Annotated in this window: 20 protein-coding genes, 1 riboswitch and 1 other annotated feature (1 of these 22 only partly in view); of the genes, 2 read left to right on the top strand and 18 right to left on the bottom strand. The window is 42.9% G+C overall.

Features of this window, described 5'->3' with window-relative positions; genetic code table 11:
- Positions 1-17: a binding site (T-box leader), on the bottom strand; it reaches 204 nt to the left of the window's first position.
- Between the two features lie 46 nt (positions 18-63).
- The 7 genes from ypeB to ACYQ03_RS03290 all read right to left on the bottom strand — a co-directional run bounded on the left by ypeB (position 64) and on the right by ACYQ03_RS03290 (position 7,117).
- A complete protein-coding gene (gene ypeB, locus ACYQ03_RS03320; protein ID WP_459907622.1) occupies positions 64-1,419 on the bottom strand; it encodes a germination protein YpeB in 1,356 nt (451 codons plus the stop codon).
- Between the two features lie 15 nt (positions 1,420-1,434).
- The gene (gene sleB / locus ACYQ03_RS03315; RefSeq protein WP_459907620.1) at positions 1,435-2,139 is read right to left on the bottom strand and encodes a spore cortex-lytic enzyme; all 705 of its coding nucleotides are present in this window, start codon (positions 2,137-2,139) and stop codon (positions 1,435-1,437) included.
- A gap of 131 nt (positions 2,140-2,270) precedes the next feature.
- Positions 2,271-3,689, bottom strand: coding sequence for a cobyrinic acid a,c-diamide synthase CobB (locus ACYQ03_RS03310; RefSeq protein WP_459907618.1), 1,419 nt, complete (start codon positions 3,687-3,689; stop codon positions 2,271-2,273).
- A 425-nt stretch (positions 3,690-4,114) separates the two neighbouring features.
- Positions 4,115-4,432, bottom strand: coding sequence for a TusE/DsrC/DsvC family sulfur relay protein (locus tag ACYQ03_RS03305; protein ID WP_459907616.1), 318 nt, complete (start codon positions 4,430-4,432; stop codon positions 4,115-4,117).
- Between the two features lie 154 nt (positions 4,433-4,586).
- Positions 4,587-5,978 (bottom strand): (Fe-S)-binding protein, encoded by a 1,392-nt coding sequence (locus ACYQ03_RS03300; protein WP_459907615.1) that lies wholly within the window; start codon positions 5,976-5,978, stop codon positions 4,587-4,589.
- Positions 5,979-6,797 (bottom strand): respiratory nitrate reductase subunit gamma, encoded by an 819-nt coding sequence (locus ACYQ03_RS03295; protein WP_459907614.1) that lies wholly within the window; start codon positions 6,795-6,797, stop codon positions 5,979-5,981.
- Between the two features lie 131 nt (positions 6,798-6,928).
- Entirely contained in the window at positions 6,929-7,117 is a 189-nt protein-coding gene (locus ACYQ03_RS03290) for a 4Fe-4S dicluster domain-containing protein (protein WP_459907613.1), read from the bottom strand.
- A gap of 430 nt (positions 7,118-7,547) precedes the next feature.
- Between ACYQ03_RS03290 and ACYQ03_RS03285 the strand changes: the two genes are divergently transcribed.
- Complete coding sequence (locus ACYQ03_RS03285; protein ID WP_459907611.1) at positions 7,548-7,964, top strand: YlbF/YmcA family competence regulator; 417 nt, start codon at positions 7,548-7,550, stop codon at positions 7,962-7,964.
- 53 nt (positions 7,965-8,017) lie between these two features.
- Here ACYQ03_RS03285 and ACYQ03_RS03280 read toward each other — a convergent pair whose 3' ends face one another.
- The 8 genes from ACYQ03_RS03280 to proV form a co-directional block, all read right to left on the bottom strand.
- A complete protein-coding gene (locus tag ACYQ03_RS03280) occupies positions 8,018-8,662 on the bottom strand; it encodes a thiamine diphosphokinase (RefSeq protein WP_459907610.1) in 645 nt (214 codons plus the stop codon).
- On the bottom strand, positions 8,622-9,449 hold the full coding sequence (locus ACYQ03_RS03275; protein ID WP_459907608.1) for an ABC transporter ATP-binding protein: 828 nt from the start codon (positions 9,447-9,449) through the stop codon (positions 8,622-8,624). The genes ACYQ03_RS03280 and ACYQ03_RS03275 overlap by 41 nt, the downstream gene beginning before the upstream one ends.
- 29 nt (positions 9,450-9,478) lie before the next feature.
- Positions 9,479-10,489, bottom strand: a complete 1,011-nt coding sequence (locus ACYQ03_RS03270) for an ABC transporter substrate-binding protein (RefSeq protein WP_459907607.1) — start codon at positions 10,487-10,489, stop codon at positions 9,479-9,481.
- 192 nt (positions 10,490-10,681) lie between these two features.
- A complete protein-coding gene (locus ACYQ03_RS03265; protein WP_459907605.1) occupies positions 10,682-11,461 on the bottom strand; it encodes an ABC transporter permease in 780 nt (259 codons plus the stop codon).
- Positions 11,436-11,723, bottom strand: a complete 288-nt coding sequence (locus ACYQ03_RS03260) for a thiamine-binding protein (protein WP_459907603.1) — start codon at positions 11,721-11,723, stop codon at positions 11,436-11,438. The genes ACYQ03_RS03265 and ACYQ03_RS03260 overlap by 26 nt, the downstream gene beginning before the upstream one ends.
- A 136-nt stretch (positions 11,724-11,859) precedes the next feature.
- Positions 11,860-11,966: riboswitch (TPP riboswitch) on the bottom strand.
- Between the two features lie 239 nt (positions 11,967-12,205).
- A complete protein-coding gene (locus ACYQ03_RS03255) occupies positions 12,206-13,090 on the bottom strand; it encodes a glycine betaine ABC transporter substrate-binding protein (RefSeq protein ID WP_459907602.1) in 885 nt (294 codons plus the stop codon).
- A gap of 12 nt (positions 13,091-13,102) precedes the next feature.
- Complete coding sequence (locus tag ACYQ03_RS03250) at positions 13,103-13,939, bottom strand: ABC transporter permease (RefSeq protein WP_459907600.1); 837 nt, start codon at positions 13,937-13,939, stop codon at positions 13,103-13,105.
- Positions 13,920-15,161, bottom strand: a complete 1,242-nt coding sequence (gene proV / locus ACYQ03_RS03245) for a glycine betaine/L-proline ABC transporter ATP-binding protein ProV (protein WP_459907599.1) — start codon at positions 15,159-15,161, stop codon at positions 13,920-13,922. Before proV ends, ACYQ03_RS03250 begins: the two co-directional genes overlap by 20 nt.
- A 242-nt stretch (positions 15,162-15,403) precedes the next feature.
- On the opposite strand from proV, the gene ACYQ03_RS03240 reads away from it, so the two are divergent.
- Positions 15,404-15,976 carry a GbsR/MarR family transcriptional regulator gene (locus tag ACYQ03_RS03240; RefSeq protein ID WP_459907598.1) on the top strand — a complete coding sequence of 191 codons (573 nt, stop codon included), beginning with the start codon at positions 15,404-15,406 and terminating at the stop codon, positions 15,974-15,976.
- 121 nt (positions 15,977-16,097) lie between these two features.
- Here ACYQ03_RS03240 and ACYQ03_RS03235 read toward each other — a convergent pair whose 3' ends face one another.
- From ACYQ03_RS03235 to ACYQ03_RS03225, 3 genes are read right to left on the bottom strand one after another with little or no spacing between them, the layout of a single operon-like run.
- Positions 16,098-17,996 carry a TRAP transporter permease gene (locus tag ACYQ03_RS03235; protein ID WP_459908727.1) on the bottom strand — a complete coding sequence of 633 codons (1,899 nt, stop codon included), beginning with the start codon at positions 17,994-17,996 and terminating at the stop codon, positions 16,098-16,100.
- A gap of 47 nt (positions 17,997-18,043) precedes the next feature.
- Positions 18,044-18,562: a DUF1850 domain-containing protein gene (locus ACYQ03_RS03230; protein WP_459907597.1), complete on the bottom strand. Its 519-nt coding sequence runs from the start codon at positions 18,560-18,562 to the stop codon at positions 18,044-18,046.
- Positions 18,563-18,578: 16 nt separating this feature from the next.
- Positions 18,579-19,556 carry a TAXI family TRAP transporter solute-binding subunit gene (locus ACYQ03_RS03225; RefSeq protein ID WP_459907596.1) on the bottom strand — a complete coding sequence of 326 codons (978 nt, stop codon included), beginning with the start codon at positions 19,554-19,556 and terminating at the stop codon, positions 18,579-18,581.
- Between the last annotated feature and the right edge of the window lie 396 nt (positions 19,557-19,952).

The following is a 19,952-nucleotide window of genomic DNA, read 5'->3' as shown; positions in this document are numbered from 1 at the left end:
CCCATCATCGATTTTTTTATCATTGTAGAATACAGTTTACCATTGAGTCAATGCTCTGTCAATTTACATGGTTAAAATTCCGTTTTTCTGCTCAATTATTTTTAGTACATTATCTGTTTTACCAGTAATTGCATTGACATAGACCAAATAAGTCTCCCCGTTAATATTCCCCATAATCTCGTAGGAAAATCTTTCCTTGCCGTCGTCAGTCGGAATAATGGCCAGTCGAGTTCTGGTGATATCCATCCTTTTGTTTACTTTTTCTCTGGCCTCTTGATCACTTATCTGGGGTGCCGGAATATCTCTTTCCTTATGGGCCATAAGATAGCCCCTAGCATCAAAGCCGACCACCTGTCCATTATCTAAGGCTACACTAAGCTTTAATTGATCAGGATAGAGGACAACTCCTTGTTTCTGAGGAATGAAATTAAATATTGCTTTATTATCTTGGGTCTGATGATAGATGTTAATTGTATTTTTGTAACCCCTTGACTCTAAGAAACTTAAGGCTTTTTCCTTTGCCTCCTCAATGGAAACCTTAGGCTTACCTACATTCCTGCTATCCATATACCAAACCATTTGGCCACCCTTGTCGCTAATATTCCCTACAATCCGTCCGGCTTCACCGTTCCGGGGAATTAATTCTACCAGATAGCCTGATATTTTTTCTTTGCTGCGGCCTGAGACTTGTGCCCTGTAGGATTCATCGTCAGGGATATCCACAAACTTTCTAGCGATGTTCCGGGCTTCATCGGCACTGGTGGGCTCATCTCCCAAGCCAACTGGGGTAACTTTGTCCAGATGATCTGAAAAGGGGCCATCATAAATGAGGGTTGGAAAACCCTGCATTTGTTGATCGATACCTTGGAAGTTATTAGCACCTCCAGCGGGAGTTCCTTTATCTAATTCATGCCTAGCTGACTGTACAATCTCTGTAATGGAGAGTCTACCATCAGCCACCTGTCTCTCCATATCGTGAAGATCTTTATTCAATTGAGCCGCCTGTCGGTAAAGACTGTTTAAGGTACTAAACTCCTCATCAGTCAAAGCTTGGCCACTGGTGATTTTCTTAGCTCCCACCCTAGCAAAATCTCCGGATTGTGCTAAAAATTTAGTGGTCCTCCCTACTATTCCAGAGGTTAAGGGAAGCTGTGTAATGTTTTCCCTAGCACCCTCGGCCTGAAGCCAGATTTCTGAAAATATCAAAGCATTATCAGGATCTCCCGCTACTGCTAAGGTTTTGCCCAGTAAAACCTCCATATTTTGAACACGATTAATCAAATTATAAAAGGACATTTGGTAACGACTGTTGATGTAGTTTTCTAAAGCCACCTTATTTTGGTACTCTTTAAAACCCCAAAAACTAACAGCCGCTAGTATTAATAGCCCTATAAGGGCAGGCAAACCCCATCTTTTCATAAAACGTACCCCTTCCTAGTATCCAAAGACGTGATTACCAATCTGTGTTACAATTCTTCGTGACCAAATCCACCTACTAACAGGCTTATAGGGATTCCAAAAGAAAGTCGCACCCCCTGTTGGATCATAGCCAGCTAATGCATCGTGTGCCGCGCGAACGGCTTCACTACTTAATGGCCTGTTATACTGACCGTTTGATACGGATTCAAAGGCTAAGGGTTGGTATACTACACCTGCTAAAGTTTGGGGAAAGCCGCTATGTTTTGTCCGATTAAGTATTACTGCACCAACAGCCACTTTGCCAATATAGGGTTCATCAGCTGCTTCTCCCATAATAACTCGGGCCAGTAGGTTGACATTATGATCATTTCCTACATAAGCAATGGAACCTGTTGAGGATACTTTATAAGTTGTTTTTGGAGGTGGTGTGTTTATCCCTAAGGCACTGAAGGTTTTCGACCCCACAATCCCATCAGCCCTTAAACCATGGTATGCTTGAAACTTTCTTACAGCAGAAGCAGTTTTGCCGCTGTAATAACCATCAACTGCCCCATCATAGTAACCCCAATCTTTAAGTTTTTGTTGAACAGCTCTTACCTTTGTACCACTACTGCCCCAGTATAAGACCTCATTCTGGGCGAAGGCATACCCTGCAATACTGCAAATAAACAATACGGTTAAAAGCCATATTAAGATTCTTTTTTTATTGCGCCACTGCATCCAGTTCCCCCCAATATTTTTTGTTATTTTTACACCAGGATGTCATATTTATGTAGCTGCAGGGCATAAAAAAACTCCGGGGTTTGTTCCCGGAGCTTGGTGTGTGCCGTGGACTATGAGATAGAAGACAGCTATCCCCGCCAACCTTTGGCCAATTTTACAAAATAATGTGCCCAATCAGTTTCGGCTACGGCATGGATGTGGTTGTAGAGCGCCAGTACATTCTTGTAACGCACTCCATCGTACTGGCCATTGATTCCATGTCCCCGTAATACTTTAAATGCAAAGTCGCAGCCTGTGGTCTCCAAATCTATCACTTTAGAGTTATGAAACTCATGTCCCTTTACAACTTTTCCTGTGGTGTAATATGGAGTACCAGGCAGTACCTCCAGATGCATATAGCCATGCCCTTGAGGTTTTTTAATCATCTCAACTTCTAGGGGAAGGGCCCCCACCATTTCAAAGGACTTACCTTCCCAGTGAATACGCCGTCCCAAATACATGAGACCACCACACTCAGCATAGACAGGTAATCCTTGCTCAATCAGATGTTTTAAATGTCCACGGAAGGACTCGTTTGCTTCCAGTTCTCTCGCTAATACTTCCGGAAAACCGCCGCCAATATACAGCCCATCAATAGGAGGTAGTTTCTGCTGTGAAATAGCACTGATCTCAACCAGCTCGGCACCGGCTTCAACCAGCGCTTCAAGATTTTCTGGATAATAAAAGGAAAAGGAACGATCCCTGATTACGCCTATTACAGGCCTATCCACCTTGTTTAATATTTCCTCCTGCTTGAGCCATTTGATTTGGATAGGCTTGCCAATTGGTTGTTCTTCTTCAAGTTCAGGCCATTCCTTGGCCATATTAATAATGCCATCAATATCTAGGTACTGGGACGCTGCAATTCCAATCTTTTGCACCGCTTCCATCAGGGCATCATTTTCCCCTGCAGGAATTAAACCTAAGTGTCGATCTGGGATGGAGAATTGTGTCCCCTTAGGCATAACTCCCAAAACAGGTACACTGCAATATTTTTCAACAGCTGACCGAAGCATCTTTTCATGACGGCTTCTTGCCACTTGATTTAAAACTACTCCCCCAATCTTTACAGCCGGATCAAAGTTGACAAAGCCATTTACCATTGCCGCCACACTGCGTGTCATCCTGGTGCAATTAATTACCAGCAGCACAGGTGCTTGTACAATCTTTGCAATTTCAGCAGCACTGCCGCTGCCCTCAAGATCAACTCCATCAAAGAGACCCATAGCCCCCTCAATGATGGAGATATCGGCACCCTGAGCATGCCTAATAAAATTTTTCCTAATAGCGTTTCTCTCCATTAGATAACTGTCTAAATTACGGCAGGTAGAACCAGCAACCTTTGTTAACCAACTGGGGTCTATAAAATCTGGTCCCTTTTTAAAGGGTTGCACCTTTAGACCTCGGGCGGTCAAAGCTGCTATCAAGCCAACAGTAATTGTTGTTTTCCCCGATCGTCCCTGGGGTGCCCCTACCAGCAGACGTGGAATCTTGTATGTATAAGACAAAAAATCACCTCGTTAATTTGAAAGACATTTGGATATTCAAACAATAGCCTTTAAGTTCCTGGGTAGAAAACCTCCATGGGACATATCTTTAGGCCGTGAGCCATGAGCCTTGAGCCATGGATTAAAAACTTATGCTTAAGGACTGTGTATCTAATCGAAACCGTTTACTTGCTGTTGTCTGTACGGTAGTAACCTTGTATAGTTATATAATTTCTTTAATCACAAATTTTATTCTACATTAAACTTCTATATATTGATAGTCACACTGCATCGTTGATAATACAGTGGACCATGAGCTAAATACCCTTAAGTAAAGCATGCACAAAAGACCCATGGCTCATGGCCCAAGGCCCGCGGCTATACCAAATGAAAGCACCCTCACCTGGATAGTTCCAAGTGAGGGTGCCTCGTAATTATGCTTATTCTTATACGCAACCGGTGGGCTTGGGAAGGCCAGCCAGTTTGCAAGCACCCTTAGCAGGGCCGGTGGGGAACAGTTCGTAGAGACCTTTTAGGCTGTAACCGGTGTCTTTGCACAGCTTACGAACCATAGGAGCAATACCGAATTGGAAGAAGTAGTCACGCAGGTATTTAATTACTTTCCAGTGGTCTTCGGTCAGTTCGTCGATACCTTCTTCTTTGCAGAAATATTTAGCTACGTCTTCAGTCCAGGTATCAGGGTTCAATAAGAAACCATCCTCATCAACTTCGTATTGCTGGCCGTTTACATCGATAAATGCCATCTAAAAGCGCACCTCCAGGAGTTTTTTTTATTTAGCACCGCTAATGCGGAACTTTTATACCAAGTTATATTATATACTGTTTGAGGTTTTTTTTGTAGTAGTACAAGCACATATTTTTAAGAAAATACATATTATATTATTTTATCTAATTATATTACTTATTAATAGGTGGATATAAAGCTAAACCAACTAAGTCAATAAGACCTTTAACTTCTACACCTAGCTTGTGCTCTTTAACCATCGGGTAAAGTTGTGCTTTACAGATGGAGCAAGGAGCACACAGAATACCGTCTCCATCCTTGCCTACGCCTGTTTCACGTACTTGCTCAGCCTTCTTGGCAGAAAACTTGATACGCAGATCGTACATTTCAGGATCGTCATAGAGAACAGCGGATCCGCCACCACAGCAGAAGTTACGTTCACGGTTGGGGTACATTTCCTTAAAGTTAGAAACAGATGCATTCATAACCACACGCAGGGTTTCACTCATATTACATGCTCTACCAAAGTTACAGGGGTCGTGCAGTGTTACTGGACGAACGTTAGCATCTTTGTGTAGATTAAGCGCACCCTTTTCGATGTAGTAACGTACTTCATCATGCAGATGAACGATGGGAATACGACCAGGACGATCTAACATGCCGGGGAGATACATTTTACCGGTACGCCAACCGTGACCGCACTCACCCCAAACAATCTTTTTGCAACCATATTTTAAAGCTTCATCAATGATGCGCATACAGTTAGCACGCATGGTGTGACGCTGGTCAAACAGCAAGCCAAAGTTTCCTGCCTCGGCAATCTCACTGCTCATGGTCCAGTTAGCACCCAGGTAATGGAAGAACTTGGCTACGCCTGTCATCGTGTTAGGATTCAACATAAAGTCCGCAGATGAAGGAATATACAAGATGTCTGCATTCTGATCTATGGGCATCTTAATGTCCACACCAGTTTCATCCACTATGTCCTCACACAGGAACTCACAGGTATCAGCCAAGCCACCCTTAGGAATGCCCGTATGGTTGCCGGTTTTCTTCATAGCTGCACCAACGGCTGCCTGAAGCTTGGGTACCATCCCCAGCCAGTGCAGAAGCTGACGGCCAGCCATGGTTACTTCACAGGTATCTAAGCCAAAGGGACAAACCAAAGAGCAGCGGCGGCACTCATTGCACTGGTAGAAATAAGAGTACATTTTCTCTAGATCTTCCAGTTCTAAGTCTTTAGCACCGATGAGCTTAGGGAAGAACTTACCTTCCGGAGTAAAATAGCGCTTATAAACCTTGCGCAGTAAATCTGCACGGTTGGTAGGGATATTATAAGGATCCCTGGTGCCAAGGTAGGTATGACAGTTTTCTGCACACAACCCACACTTAGTGCAGGATTCAAAGGTAATCATGAGAGAACGGAACTTTTGACCCAGTTCATTTAAATGTTTAATTGCTGCTTCAACCTTTTGGTCATCAGGCACGGGATTGATATCAATCTTTAACATGTCTGCAACGCTGGCTTTAACAGGCTGCTTTAAACCAGTTTCAGTTAATGGCATTTATTGCACCCCCCCTGAAGTGGATTGACCGCTGGAAACGGCATGACCGGAACCACCTACTGGAATGCCGGGTAAACCTGGTGCGGGCTCAACAAGGGGCCGTGTTAAAATCCACCGATGAGCGAACATACCAGGAATGTGTAGTAGTTTGCTAAAGGGGAGGATCATCATCAAAACTTGTACCAGTAGTAAGTGAATTACAAATAATGGCTTGTGCATAACTTCCATGTCAGCGGTAACCGGAGCAAAGGTAAGTAAGTTTACCACATAGTCACGAACGGGTTCATAGTGAATTCCCCATTCAGGAACAAAGCGCATTAAGTTACCAACAGACACAATGGCTATCAATAGTAACAAATGAGCATAATCGCTGGGAGCAGAAATTTGTTTTACTTCGTTAATGGCCATTCTGCGATACAACAAGTAGAATAGACCAAGTAACATTATAATACCAAAGGATGTACCAAGTAAGTTAGATAGGTATTCACTAAGTTCCGCAGAGGTAAGTCCGATGTAATAAAATTGCAGGCCCAGTGTGCCAATACCTAATACGTGTCCACCCAAAACAGAAAACAGTGCAATGTGCATAATCCATGCACCACCCCAAAGGGCCTTGTCAGTCTTAAACATGCTGCGGAAAAATATCGCTTCCGTAGCAATGTTTACCACAGCACCAGTTTGGGTGGTTGGTGCAGGGGTCGTCAAGGTAATTTGGTGAACAATACGTCCATTGGCCCATCTGCCAATTCTGTAAAGAAGACCAATTACCAATACCGCAACAGAAATATAGGGTAAAATCTGTAGAACTAAATAGGTCACTGCTACACCTCCTTTAAAATTTACAACAAAACATTATATCTTTTAGTTAGCTAACATGCAAATATATTATGTCACAGCATCCGCAACGCCAGTTCCCTGCCCAGAAGAAGCCTCAATAAAAACTATTATGATTACAACTCTTGAAGAGAGCAAGCTTCGTTTGGACAAGTTACAACACAGGTTTCACAACCCATGCAATCTGTTTCTGCCCCAGTTACTTCTGCTTTACCATCAACCATGCCCAGTATACCTGCAGGACAAGCATCAATACATTCGCCACAACCTTCACACTTGTCGGCATTAATTGAAACTACATACATTCCACAACCCTCCTTCAGTAAATATTTGAGTCCATTGGGAGTGGGCTAGGGTATGGCATATATACCTTTATGAGGGCATAAATCTCCTCAATACGAGGCTGATATTAAGCCTATTCGGTGTAACTTAAATTATTCCTTCTTAAATTGACAGATTTTTTATTAAAATGTCATAGGGTTTAGGTTTGTATGGATTTTCCCAATAGAAAATATATCACCGATTCCCAGTCGCGTAAAGATACTCTTATTGTCTCCCAGGGAAAGAATCACCACCTTTGCTTGTAATGCTCCATTTATTCTCCTATATTCAAAGATAAGATTGCTTCTAGCATTTTATTCCATTTAAGTTGATCATTTATTGTATAGCTAACTTTATTTTTCTAGTAGGATTTTGCTTATGGTTGGAGAAAATACAAGGGTGGAGGTGAAAATTATGTCAGTTTATGAAATGGCTACTGAGCTGGGTAAAAAGTTATCCACCACCGAAGAGTATCAACGGGTTCTAGACACACAAAGGGCCGTGGCTAAAGACAAAGAAGCCCGTTCCTTGGTTAAGGAGTTTCAGGAATTACAGAAATCCTACCAACGGATGCAAATGATGGGTCATCAACTTACCCAAGAAAACTTAGATACTTTAGAACAAATGGAAAAAAAGGCCACAGTACATCCTTTAGTAAAGGCGTATCTAGATGCACAATCCCAGTTCTACGAAGTGGTAAACGAAGTTAACTTTAAAATTCAAGAAGGCCTTAAGGGCATTCCGTCTGATCCTGAGCCACCCACCCAAGGTAGCTGCAGTTGTTCTTCCAACGACAGCGGTGCCTGTGGAGGCTCCTGTTCCGGCTGCTAATATTTTTTAGACTTTAATTTAGCAACCCCCATCAGTTGATGGGGGTTGCTAAATTAATCTTTACTTTTAATTATGAGCAGCATTCCCGTTGCCACTTCTATTTTGCCTCTATCTTCAAGCAAGACATTGCTAATACCCAAGGAATGGCCCATTACCAAGGTGGCGTTCTCCAAGGGGTATTGAAATCCAGTGAGATTAATCCCCGTAACCTGCATAGTTAGAGGTAATAGTGAAACCTGTGGGAAAGCATCTTGCTGTACTTGGACACTGTCATTAATAAGGATCATTTCATTTTTTTCCCCCACAATACGACAGGGAACCCCTGCTTCTAAGCCCTTGGCCAGCAAGTGTATATTTGCTAAACTATGGTCAAATCGATCTCCCAGCACTCCCAATAGTATAATCTCCTTGGGTTTTTGTTGGATAGCCCAGTTAAAGGCCATTTCTGTATCCGTCTCATTCTTCATGATCGGATCGCAGGAAATATAGCTTTTACTCTGGTCTTGAATCCTGTCCAATTGGCTCTGGGTGACGGAATCAAAATCGCCCATGGCTAGGTCCGGTACAATACCATTCTGGATTAGATAATAGGCCCCACGGTCGACCCCTAGAATAAAATCCCCAGCTGCAAACTGTTGTAGTGCCCAGGGTCCTAGATTACCCCCGGAAAATATTAATATTCTGCTGCCTGTTGTCAAGACTTTTCTCCTCCCAGCAAAAGATCCCAGTTTCGAAGTAACGGTAAATTCTTTCTTTTATTCGGGTAAAGGAACTGTCGGTTGTGATACGTGGTCGTCTGGGTCGCGGTAATGTCACTGGTATTTCAGCCTGTATTCGACCCGGTCTGGGCGAGAGAAGATAAATCCGATCCGAAAGGAGAATCGCTTCATCAATATCGTGGGTAACGAATAATACCGAATGTTTAAAATGTTGCCAAATATTTATTAGCCACTGCTGCATTTGGACCTTCGTGAGGGCATCTAATTTACCAAAGGGCTCGTCCAACAGCATCACATCCTTATTGCATAGATACGTTCTCAACAAGGCTGCTCGCTGTCTCATACCGCCGGAGAGCATATCCGGATAGCTTTGTGCAAATTTCTCCAACCCAAATAACGGCAGTAGCTCCATGGCCCGTTTACGGGCCTCATCCACACTGCTTCCCTCTAGTTGTAGAGGAATCACCACATTATCCAGGACAGTTCGCCAGGGAAATAGCAAATCGCTCTGAAGCATATAGCTAACATTACCCCGTTCTCCTAGGATTGAATGCTCTCCCAACAGAATTTCCCCTTCGTCTGGCCTAACCAATCCTGCAACTAAATCCAGTAAGGTACTTTTACCACAACCACTGGGCCCAAGGAGACTAACAAACTCCCCTGCTTCTACTGTCAAAGAAACATTGTCCAGAGCCATAATTTGCTTTTGTTTACTTTGGCTAAAGCTCTTACTTATATCCCTTAGGAGCAATCTCTGGCCTGGCATTTTTTCCACCTGCCTTGATTCATATACCATTACTGGGGAAGAAACTGATTGGTAAAGGCCTCCTGAGCCTTAATGTTTTGCTCTATTAAGCCTCGTTCAAACATCCACTGGGCATAGCTGGCCCAAACTTCCTCCCTTTGTTCTCCCCAGCGAGGGGCATCTTCCTGATATTTTGCACTTACCCAAGCTTGACTGGCTTTAACCAGTTCTGCATTAAGTTCTGGAGCATTATTTAGTAATACCTCTGCAGCTTGGCTGGAATTTTCGATACTCCATTGGTAACCCTTGGCCGTGGCGGCCATAAATTTCTTAACTAGCTCCTGTTGCTCAGATATATGTTGCTCATTGGTAATAATCACCGGTGTATAGTAATCGAGAGCCGGGTCTAAGTCTTTAAGCATAATCAAATTTAATTGCATACCCCTTCTTTGGGCTTCTACACCGTCCCAACCATAATATATCCATTCAAAATCTGCATCTCGCCCGATGGAGTTAAAGAAGTCTGTAGCACCTAAGGTAATATTTTGTACTTTATCCGCTTCAACACCGGCTTTTTCCATAACAGCCTTAAGAACCGCTTCCTCCACTGGAGAACCCCAGCCGCCATAACGCTTACCTACAAAATCTTGGGGGGAGGTTATATTGGCTTCTTTTAGTGAAGCAAAGGCCGAAGTGTTGTGTTGGATCACCGCTGCCAGGGACACTAGGGGAATCCCTGTTGACCGAGCCTGGGTAACACTTTCCTGATAGCTGATACCGAAATCTGCTTTGCCGGTGGCTACCAGTTGATCCGTAGTACTACCCTCGCCGGGCTGAACAATTTCTACCTCCAGTCCCTCTGCCTCATAATAACCTTTGTCCTTTGCTACATAGAGACCTGTGTGGTTGGTATTGGGAAACCAATCCAGCATGACAGTTATTTTCTTTAATCCTTCCTCTTTGCTTTGCTCCGGTGCTGCTTTTTTCTCCTGCGTACAGCCAGTAAACAATAGCATCAGGCAGGCCAGCAGACAAAAAATCATTACTTTTCTACGAACCATTTTAAATTCTCCTTCCTTAATAAGGCAATCATGAAAGCAGGGCGCGTGTAAGGGTTATTGCATCTGCGGGGGATAACGATAGCACTTGCTAATTCGGTGAGTTTAGTTTTTCCAAAAAACTCAATGCTCAAGGCCCATGGCTCATGGCCCACGGCCCTTCCCCAAGGCTTTTCTATAAGCTACGGCTGACTGCTAGGTTTTCCTGTAATACCAGGGCATAACAAGCCGGGCAACACCTTCGATGATGAGGTAGATCAATAGACTAAGACAGGTAATAACAATAATGGCTGCAAAGACTCGATCAGTTAAATAGGACTGGGAGGAACGGGTCATAAAAATTCCTAACCCTTTGCTGGCCCCCAACCACTCACCAATTACTGCCCCCATTACACTATAAGTGCCTGCAATACGCAGCCCAGAAAAGAAGAAAGGCAGGGCTGCGGGAAGCTTTACCATGGTAAAAATCTTTCTAGTATCCGCTCCCATGGCTGATAGAAGTCGAATCATATCTCTGTCCACCAGCCGATAGCCATCGGCTAAGTTTATTGTAATGGGGAAGAAGCAGACTAAGGCCACCACGAGAACTTTGGGCAGTAAACCATAACCAAACCAGATAATTAACAACGGTGCTACAGCAATAATAGGAATAGTCTGGGAGATGATTAATAGAGGATAAATAGCCTTTCTTAGGGACTGGGACCAGTCGATGGCTGTTGCCAAAGTAATACCGACCACAACGGCTATGCCCAAGCCCAGAACAGTCTCATAGATGGTTTGGGTACTATGCCGCCACAGAAGTTCTCTAGCCTGCCATAGCGCCTCTACGATTTGACTTGGCCCTGGTAGAATCCAAGCTTCCACCTGGCTAATTTCTACGGCAATCTCCCACAATATCAAGAGAAATAGCAGGGTAAATCCAGGCAGAAAAATAGCTGCAAAGTCCCTATTATCGGTATTTAGCGATCTTTTCATCGATCGTTACTCCTTCAGGACGATAGTGAATCTTTATGTAGGTCATCACTTCCGAAGCCCCTGCAGTAATACAAGCTTCCTGAGCTTTTTTTACAATCTCAATCAGGTGATCCATCTCACCTTCCATGACAGTTTCCATGGGGCCAACTTCGTACTTTACCCCAGCTTGCTGAACCACCTCTATGGCCTTATCAACAATTTCATAACTGTCATCACCTTTGGTTTTGGGTATTACTTGAAATCCTACATTTACTATGGGCATCTTTTTTCCTCCTTGAACTATTTGACTATTAGAAAAAACTTGGCATCCCTTAGTTTACCCTAGGTATGTCCAAAGTCTTTATACTTTCCAACACATTAAATAAAAAAAGCTACCCCAGAAGGATAGCTTTTTGGCACATGAGAAGATTCTCTGTCCCTCCGCTGGCATTACCCAGATCAGGTTTTACGGGTCGGTACCTCTGTACCCTCTCAGCCAGTCTCCCCAGCTCCCCAGATTATTTAGTTGTAGTTAAACTATAACAGGTGTATCTTAGTTTGTAAATGGGTTTGAATAGATGACGAGTTAGATACTAGCTCTGGGCCATAAGCCGTGTGCCATGAGCTTTTTTGCATGTTTTACTTATGGGTCAATATGGACTTGATCGTGTATCATCTATTAAAAGATCCTTAAGCATATCAAGCACAAAAAACCCTAGGCCCAGGGCTCATGGCCCATGGCCTAGGGTTTTTTAAGGCTAATGGCTATTTCAGATCCTCAATGGAATTTATATCCATATAAGCTGGAACCACCAATCCTATTCTGGTTCCTTCCATGTTAGGTCCGAGGTCGTCAAGTTTGTCTTTAAACTCTTTGTAATAATCGGCATGGGTTGCGGGTAACCAAGCTGCAACACTGGCGTCTGCATCTCCAGAAGCCAAACCAGCCCACATGGGACCAGCTTCCACCTGGCTTAATTCCACTTCATAACCCAGTTTTTCTAGGACCACTGCTACAACGTTGGTGCTAGCAATTTCAGAATCCCAAGCAACATAGGCCAGGTTTATTTTTTCTCCTTGTACCGGAGTGATTCCATCCAGCCATTGATTAACCTTTTCCTCATTATTTTTCACCCATTTAGCAGCCGCTTGCCCCTCATCAGTACCTTCCATAATATCTACCATTACTACTGCCATATCTTCTGGCTGCCAATTAAACTTGTCCAGAAACTGATAGGCACTGGGATGGTCTTCTTTTAAGCCCATCCGGGCAATTGTATGAATAAACTCATCATCCCCAAAGATCTTTTTGGGGTCTTCTAGATATTTGAGATCATATTTGGCAAATTTCCAGTGGGGTGTCCACCCTGTTACAATAATGGGTTCTTCATTCTCATAGGCCTTGGTTAAAGCCGCTGTCATTGCCGCACCTGAGCCCTCTACTAGTTCCCAATCTTTTAATTCATATTCCTGTAGTGCTTTGCTAGTGGCTTTCATGATCCCCGCTCCAGGGTCAATGCCGATGATCTTATAGTCTACTTGATCTCCTACTTTACCTGACTGATTAGTTTCCGTAGCACCACCACAGCCTACCGCCAGTAATGAAATCACCAAGCCAATCACTAATAAAAATAATCCTTTTCTTTTCAAACCTTCTCCCCCTTATACTTGTTTTCTGCCTATATTTTGCGTCATTCTGTCAAGAATGATAGCCAGAATGACGATGGCTAAACCTGCTTCGAAACCTGCCCCTATCTTAATTTGGGTTACAGCCCTGTAGACATCCGCACCCAGCCCCTTGGCCCCAATCATTGAAGCAATAACCACCATGGATAAGGCCAACATTATGCATTGGTTAATACCAGCCATTATCGTAGGCTTAGCCAACGGAAGCTGTACCTTTAACAGTTTTTGTGTAGGTGTAGAACCAAAGGCATCCGCTGCCTCCACCAATTCACAGGGAACCTGCCTAATACCTAGGTTGGTTAACCGTATAGTGGGCGGCATAGCAAAAATCACCGAAGCAATGACGCCTGGTACTTTTCCTAACCCAAAGAAAAAGATGGCTGGTATCAGGTAGACAAAAGCTGGCATGGTCTGCATAAAATCTAAAGCTGGCATAACAATATCCCGCACAGTGTCCTTTCTAGCACATAAAATACCAGTGGGAACACCAATAAAGATTGAGATCATAGCCGCAGTCAATACCAAAGCCAAGGTCAGCATGGTATTATCCCAATAGCCAAGGTTATTTACTAAAAACAATCCTGCCAGAGTAAAAAGAGCCACTGATTTCTTGCTAAAATTCCAGGCTAGTAGTGTTAAACCGAGTATTAACGCCCAATCAGGAATGATCATAAAAATATATGCAAAGAGATCGACCCAACCAGTTATTAATGCGGATATTAGGTCAAAGAAACCTCCCAGATGATCGTCAAGAAAGCTCACCATTCCTTCAATCCAAGTATCAAGGGGCATTTTAGGAAATAAGTTTGCCAATGTGTCCAACCCCTTCCTTAGGCACTATGTCTTTTTCAGTTTCTTGGTTTACTTTACCGGCAAGGCCGCCCAGTACTGCTCCACGAACAATTACGCCCAGTAAACGACGGTGCTCACTTACCACTGCCAGTGGTACAGGCGTAAAGGCAATGAGATCAAATAACTCATTCAGACGGGTATCTGGAGAAACCGTAGGCACCTCTCTTTGCATGACTGCCTCAAGGGTTAAGCCGTCCTGGGTGGCTTTGGAAACAGCATCCGCTGTCACAACCCCCAGTAGAATCTTTCTCTTATCTACAACATACAGACTGGATACTCCGCTATCCCTCATTAATTGCAAGGCAACCCTGGGACCCCGATCTAAGGTTATGGTCTCAGGTCTCTTCATCACGTGCTCTGCAGTTAGTACCTTGGACATATCTACATCCTGTACAAACTTTTCAACATATTCATTGGCCGGGTTAGTCAATATTTCTTCCGGCGTACCCACTTGTACAATCTTGCCATCCTTCATCAGGGCGATTCTATCCCCGATTTTCAGGGCTTCATCTAAGTCATGGGTGATAAAGATAATGGTTTTTTGCATATTGGATTGTAGCTCTAGTAGTTCATCCTGCATATCCTTACGAATTAATGGATCCAATGCACTGAAGGCCTCATCCATCAGCAAAACATCTGGGTTATTGGCCAAGGCCCGGGCTAGACCAACTCTTTGCTGCATACCTCCACTCAACTGATCCGGGTAGTTGTTTTCCCAACCATGCAAACCCACCATATCCAAGGCCTGCACTGCCTCTTGTCGACGTTTCTCCGCAGGTACGCCCTGAACTTCCAAACCATATTCCACATTTTCAACAACTGTTCTATGGGGAAAGAGGGCAAAACGTTGGAAAACCATACTTAACTTTTTTCTTCTTACTTCACGAAGTTCTTCCATATTCATAGTTGCAATATTTTTACCATCAATTTTAATTGTTCCACTGGTTGGTTCAATGAGCCGATTAAGTAACCGTACCAAGGTTGATTTGCCACTACCAGACAAACCCATAATGACAAAAATCTCCCCTGTATTAACATGAAAATTAACCTGGTTTACCCCTATGGTTAACCCGGTTTCCTCTAAGATTTTTTGCTTATTCCAACCTTTTTTCAAAAGATCTTTAGCCCTCTCAGGTTTAGGTCCAAAGATCTTACTCAAGTTTTCAACCTTAATTTTTGTCACATTTCCACCTCAATTTACTTAATTAGTAAACCTCTAAATACATTGTAAAACCTTAAACAATTTTACACAAAATTGGTATCGTCTTATATCTGTCTATAATTTACGTAAAGTTTAAACTTTATAATGTTATAGTTCTGTATGCTCCGTTTTTCGTTTTCATATTGTCCACAATCATTCTTTACATTTAGCAATAATAACAGTAAAATGTTTAACAGTAATTCTGTAGGAGGTCTTTCTCCCTCATGGATAAATCAACTCAGTTGAATTCACCAATCCATTATGAACAAATCATAAATAGGGCCCAGGATCGAGTGATTGATGCTTTGGCTCGTAATATAGATTTATATGGCATTACCATGTCCATAGGTCATTTATACGGAACTCTTCTCTTTCAGGATAAACCGATGACATTGGATGAGATGGGTGAAGCCTTGGGTATGAGTAAAACTAGTATGAGTACCGGGGTAAGAACTCTTTTAGACCTTAATATGGTCAATAAGGTTTGGATGAAGGGGACCCGTAAGGATCATTATGAAATTGAACAGGATTGGTATCAAAACTTCATTGACTACTTTTCCATCAAGTGGCGTAAAGGCATTGACGATAATATTCAATCCCTTCGTAAATCCTTGCAGGAATTAAAATTTTTACAAGATAAAGAGGATTTACCAGAACCATTACGTGACAAAGTGGAAAAAGATATTGAAAAAATCAAAAATGCTTTAGAATACTACAATTGGATTAATCGGCTAATTGACACCTTTGAATCTCACGAAATTTTTAAATATGTACCGAAAAATGAAGGAGCTGAATAAGCTCCTTCATTTTTGTCGTTAGCTTTTAGCGATTAGTTTTTGTCTTTTTTCTAATAGCTAAAGGCTAATGGCTAAGAGCTAAAAGGACAGCCCCTTAATGTCCAAGGAGCTGTCCTTTTTATTATGCGCTTAAAGTCAGTTTGTCCTTTTTAGCTTTTATCTTCTGAATAACTATGGCAGACAATAGTATCACGAAGCCTATAACATCTGTAAGGAGATTTGGATCAATCATTAGTAAACCGCCAATAAAGAAAAGGATTTTTTCTATCTTGCCGGCATGGGTAATCAGATAACCTGCCAGCGCCGCAGCAATTGCCGTCATCCCGGTAAGGGAAGTAACTATCATCATTGCTACTTTAGGTATAGTGGTATCTATTAACAATAGCGATGGTGACATGACAAAGATGTAGGGTATCAGGAATGCCGCTATGGCCAGCTTAGACGCATTCACCCCAGTTTTTATGGGGTCACTACCCGCAATACCAGCACCGGCAAAGGCTGCCAAGGCCACCGGAGGTGTAACGTCAGCGATGATCCCAAAATAAAACACAAACATGTGAGCCGCTAGCATTGGTACACCTAGCTGAATAAGAGCTGGTGCAGCAATGGTTGAAGTAATTACATAGTTAGCAGTTGTTGGTACACCCATACCTAAAATAATGGATGTAATCATGGTAAAGAACAATGTCGGTAATAGTTGGCCATGGGCTAGGTCGATTAATGCTGAACCCAATTTTAGTCCTAGACCAGTCTTCGTTACCACACCAATAATAATCCCCGCTGTAGCACAGGCTATAATAACACCTAGGGCAGCTCTGGCACCTTCCTCCAACCCCTTTAAAATATCCATTAGGGAGATGCGGGTAGACTTGCGTAGCATGGAACAGACAATGGACAATACAATGGCTGCAAGGGCTGCCCGCATAGGAGTGTAGCCGGTTACTAATAGGTATACGATAACAGCTAAAGGTATAGCTAAATGCCCTCTCTCTTTAAGAATGTTAACTACCTTCGGCAACTTATCTTTTGGGATACCCTTAAGGCCAGTCTTTTTAGCTTCTAGGTGTACTCCAATCCAGATACCGGTAAAATACAGTATTGCGGGTATTGTAGCAGCTTTAACAATATCAATATAGGGTGTTGCGGTAAACTCCGCCATCAAGAAAGCCGCTGCTCCCATAATAGGTGGCATTAATTGGCCCCCGGTGGAGGCGGCCGCTTCTACGGCACCGGCAAATTCAGGCCGATAGCCAAGTTTTTTCATCATGGGAATGGTAAAACTACCGGTTCCGGCAACGTTTCCTACGGAGCTACCGGATACTGTTCCCATTAATCCACTGGAAAGCACCGCAACCTTAGCGGGCCCACCACTGGCCCAACCAGCAATGGCATTGGCCAAGTCGATAAAGAACTTGCCCAAACCTGTCTTTTCTAGGTAGGCACCAAATAAGATAAACAAGAAGATAAAGGTTGATGAAACACCTAAAGGAATACCAAAAATTCCTTCAGTGGTATAGTAAAGGTGACCCACCAACCCACTGATGGTGGCCCCTTGATGGGCAAAGGCTCCGGGGAGATAAGGCCCGGCAAAGGCATAGCCCAAGAACAGTATAGCCACAGTAACAATTGGCCAGCCCACTACACGGCGGGCTGCTTCGATAACAAATAGAATACCTAAACCGCCTATAATCATATCGGTGGTAGTTACAATACCAGCACGCATTACCAATTCTTTGTAGTATACCAATATATACATAGGTGTTGCTACCGCAGCCACTGCTAACAAGGCATCAAACCAATGTAGTTTGCTGCGGGACCAGCTTTTTTTGGCAGGATATAACAAATAGACCAAAGCTAAGCCAAAGGATAAGTGGACAGCCCTTTGAAGTTGGGCATCCAAAACCCCAAAATAAGCAGTATATAACTGAAATAGAGAGAAGGTTATGGCCAGCAACATCACCGCAATACCCATGGGACCCTTAAATCGTCTATAATCAGATTCTTTGTCATATTTTGCCATAAACTCTTGTAAGTCTAAGTCGTTTTCGATTTTTTTGTTGTGGTCTGTCAAGTTTTACCTCCTTCCAAAGATAATGCCAAAATTTTGGCAGGTGTTAGGGTATTAACTTTTAATGTAATCAATGAGCCAGCTTGAAAATAATCCTTAAAATTGTACCTCTCCCCCCGATAAATTAAGGCAGGCTCAGTAAAAGGTACAACACCGAAATTCAGTTGTTGAAAACGTCGGTTCTGACCTTTAAGGATAAAGAGGCCATTGCGATTTTCCAATTCGCCTTCTCCCTCTAAAAACGGGGTCCCTACTCCGTAGGATTTAAATGTCGTGGAGGTTAGTAACAAATAATTTCCCGGTGCAAGAAAATTTTCTTGCACCGGGGTTTTGAGAACCGAATGGAGATACTCATAAGTAAAGGTCTTATCGAATATCAAGGGTACTACGATAACAGGCTTACCCTGCTGCTGGCTTACCAGCAATGTGGGTACGGGAATGAAAAACACCGCTACTAGGATCAATAGCAGCATGCTAAATATAGTTATTTTAAACTGCTGCTGGTTTCTTTTTTTCATGGATTAAAACAATCCTTTATTTTTCGTTAAAGAATTTTTCAGCTCCTGGATGCATCGGAATGGAAAGGCCATCCTTGGCAGTATCTTTGCTAATATATTCACCTACTGCATGGGCAGCTTTTAATTGATCAAGATTAGTAAAGATTGCCTTAGTGATATCATAGGCTGTTTGCTCATCCATTTTGTCACTGGCCACAAGCATTGCCTTGGCACCAACAGTTGTAATATCTGCGCCTTGCTTATAGGCATCGGCGGGAATTACTACTTTGGTATAGAAGGGGTATTTTTTAATCATATTGTCAACTTTGTCATCTTCAATAGGAATCATAACAACTTTGTGCTGAGCAGCAATGTCTTGCACCGCAGCAGTTGGTACACCAGCAACTAGGAAGGCAGCATCAATGTTACCATCCTTGAGGCTGTTGGCAGCTTCTGCAAAGGACAGGTATTGGGGATCGATATCCTCAAAGGTCAGGCCATAGGCCTCTAATACGTGACGGGAGTTGCCAGTAACACTACTTCCAGCAGCACCTACAGCAACCTTTTTACCCTTAAGGTCAGCTACGCTCTTGATTCCTGTTTTTTCTAGGGTTACCAACTGAACTGTTTCAGGGTAGATGGTAGCTAGACATTTTAAACCTTCTACTTTTTCTTTAAACATCTCAGTACCAGTGGCAGCATAGTAGGCGATATCATTTTGAATAAAGGCAATTTGTACATTACCTTGGCTTAACATGTTGACGTTGGCTACGGAAGCACCAGTGGATTGGGCAGTGGCGTTAGCCCCAGGGATATTCTTGTTTATAATTTCAGCAATGGCTCCACCAAGGGGGTAATACACACCAGCAGTACCTCCTGTGGCAATATTAAAGAACTTTTTCTCTGCAGGTGGTTGTTCACTTGCTTTTTGTTCGCTGGTTGAGCCACCGCAGCCAGTGATGACAAATGCCAGCATAGAAACTGCCGCCAGTAATGCAATAATACGTTTTTTCATCTGTATTTCTACTCCTCTCTCTTTTTATTATTAATTAGCGTGTGTTTTTCAGCTTCCCTCCTTTTTGATATTAAAAATTTCATTGTTAGCAGAATCAGAAACAGGGTTCCCGACCTGAGCAGGGACATTAGTGGACTTAGGTCCGTAAAGTACGCCAAAGACAAACTGCCCTTGGCGTATAACTTTCTTAAAAATTTATCTTAGTGTATACATTTTGTTGACTTTCCCATGTTCTAGTTACTTACATATATATTTTCTATTATACTAAGAAATCCTTCTTGAAAAATATAGTGGATCAGTCAATTCTTGTGACAAAACAAAAAGCCTACAAACAGATAACCTCTGATTATCTGTTTGTAGGCTTCATTGCCTTGTACAGCATTGCTGGCTTGTTCA

Source organism: Desulfotomaculum defluvii (genome assembly GCF_054657375.1).
Note: the sequence above shows the minus strand (reverse complement) of the source record. Positions and strands in the feature narration are given on the sequence as shown.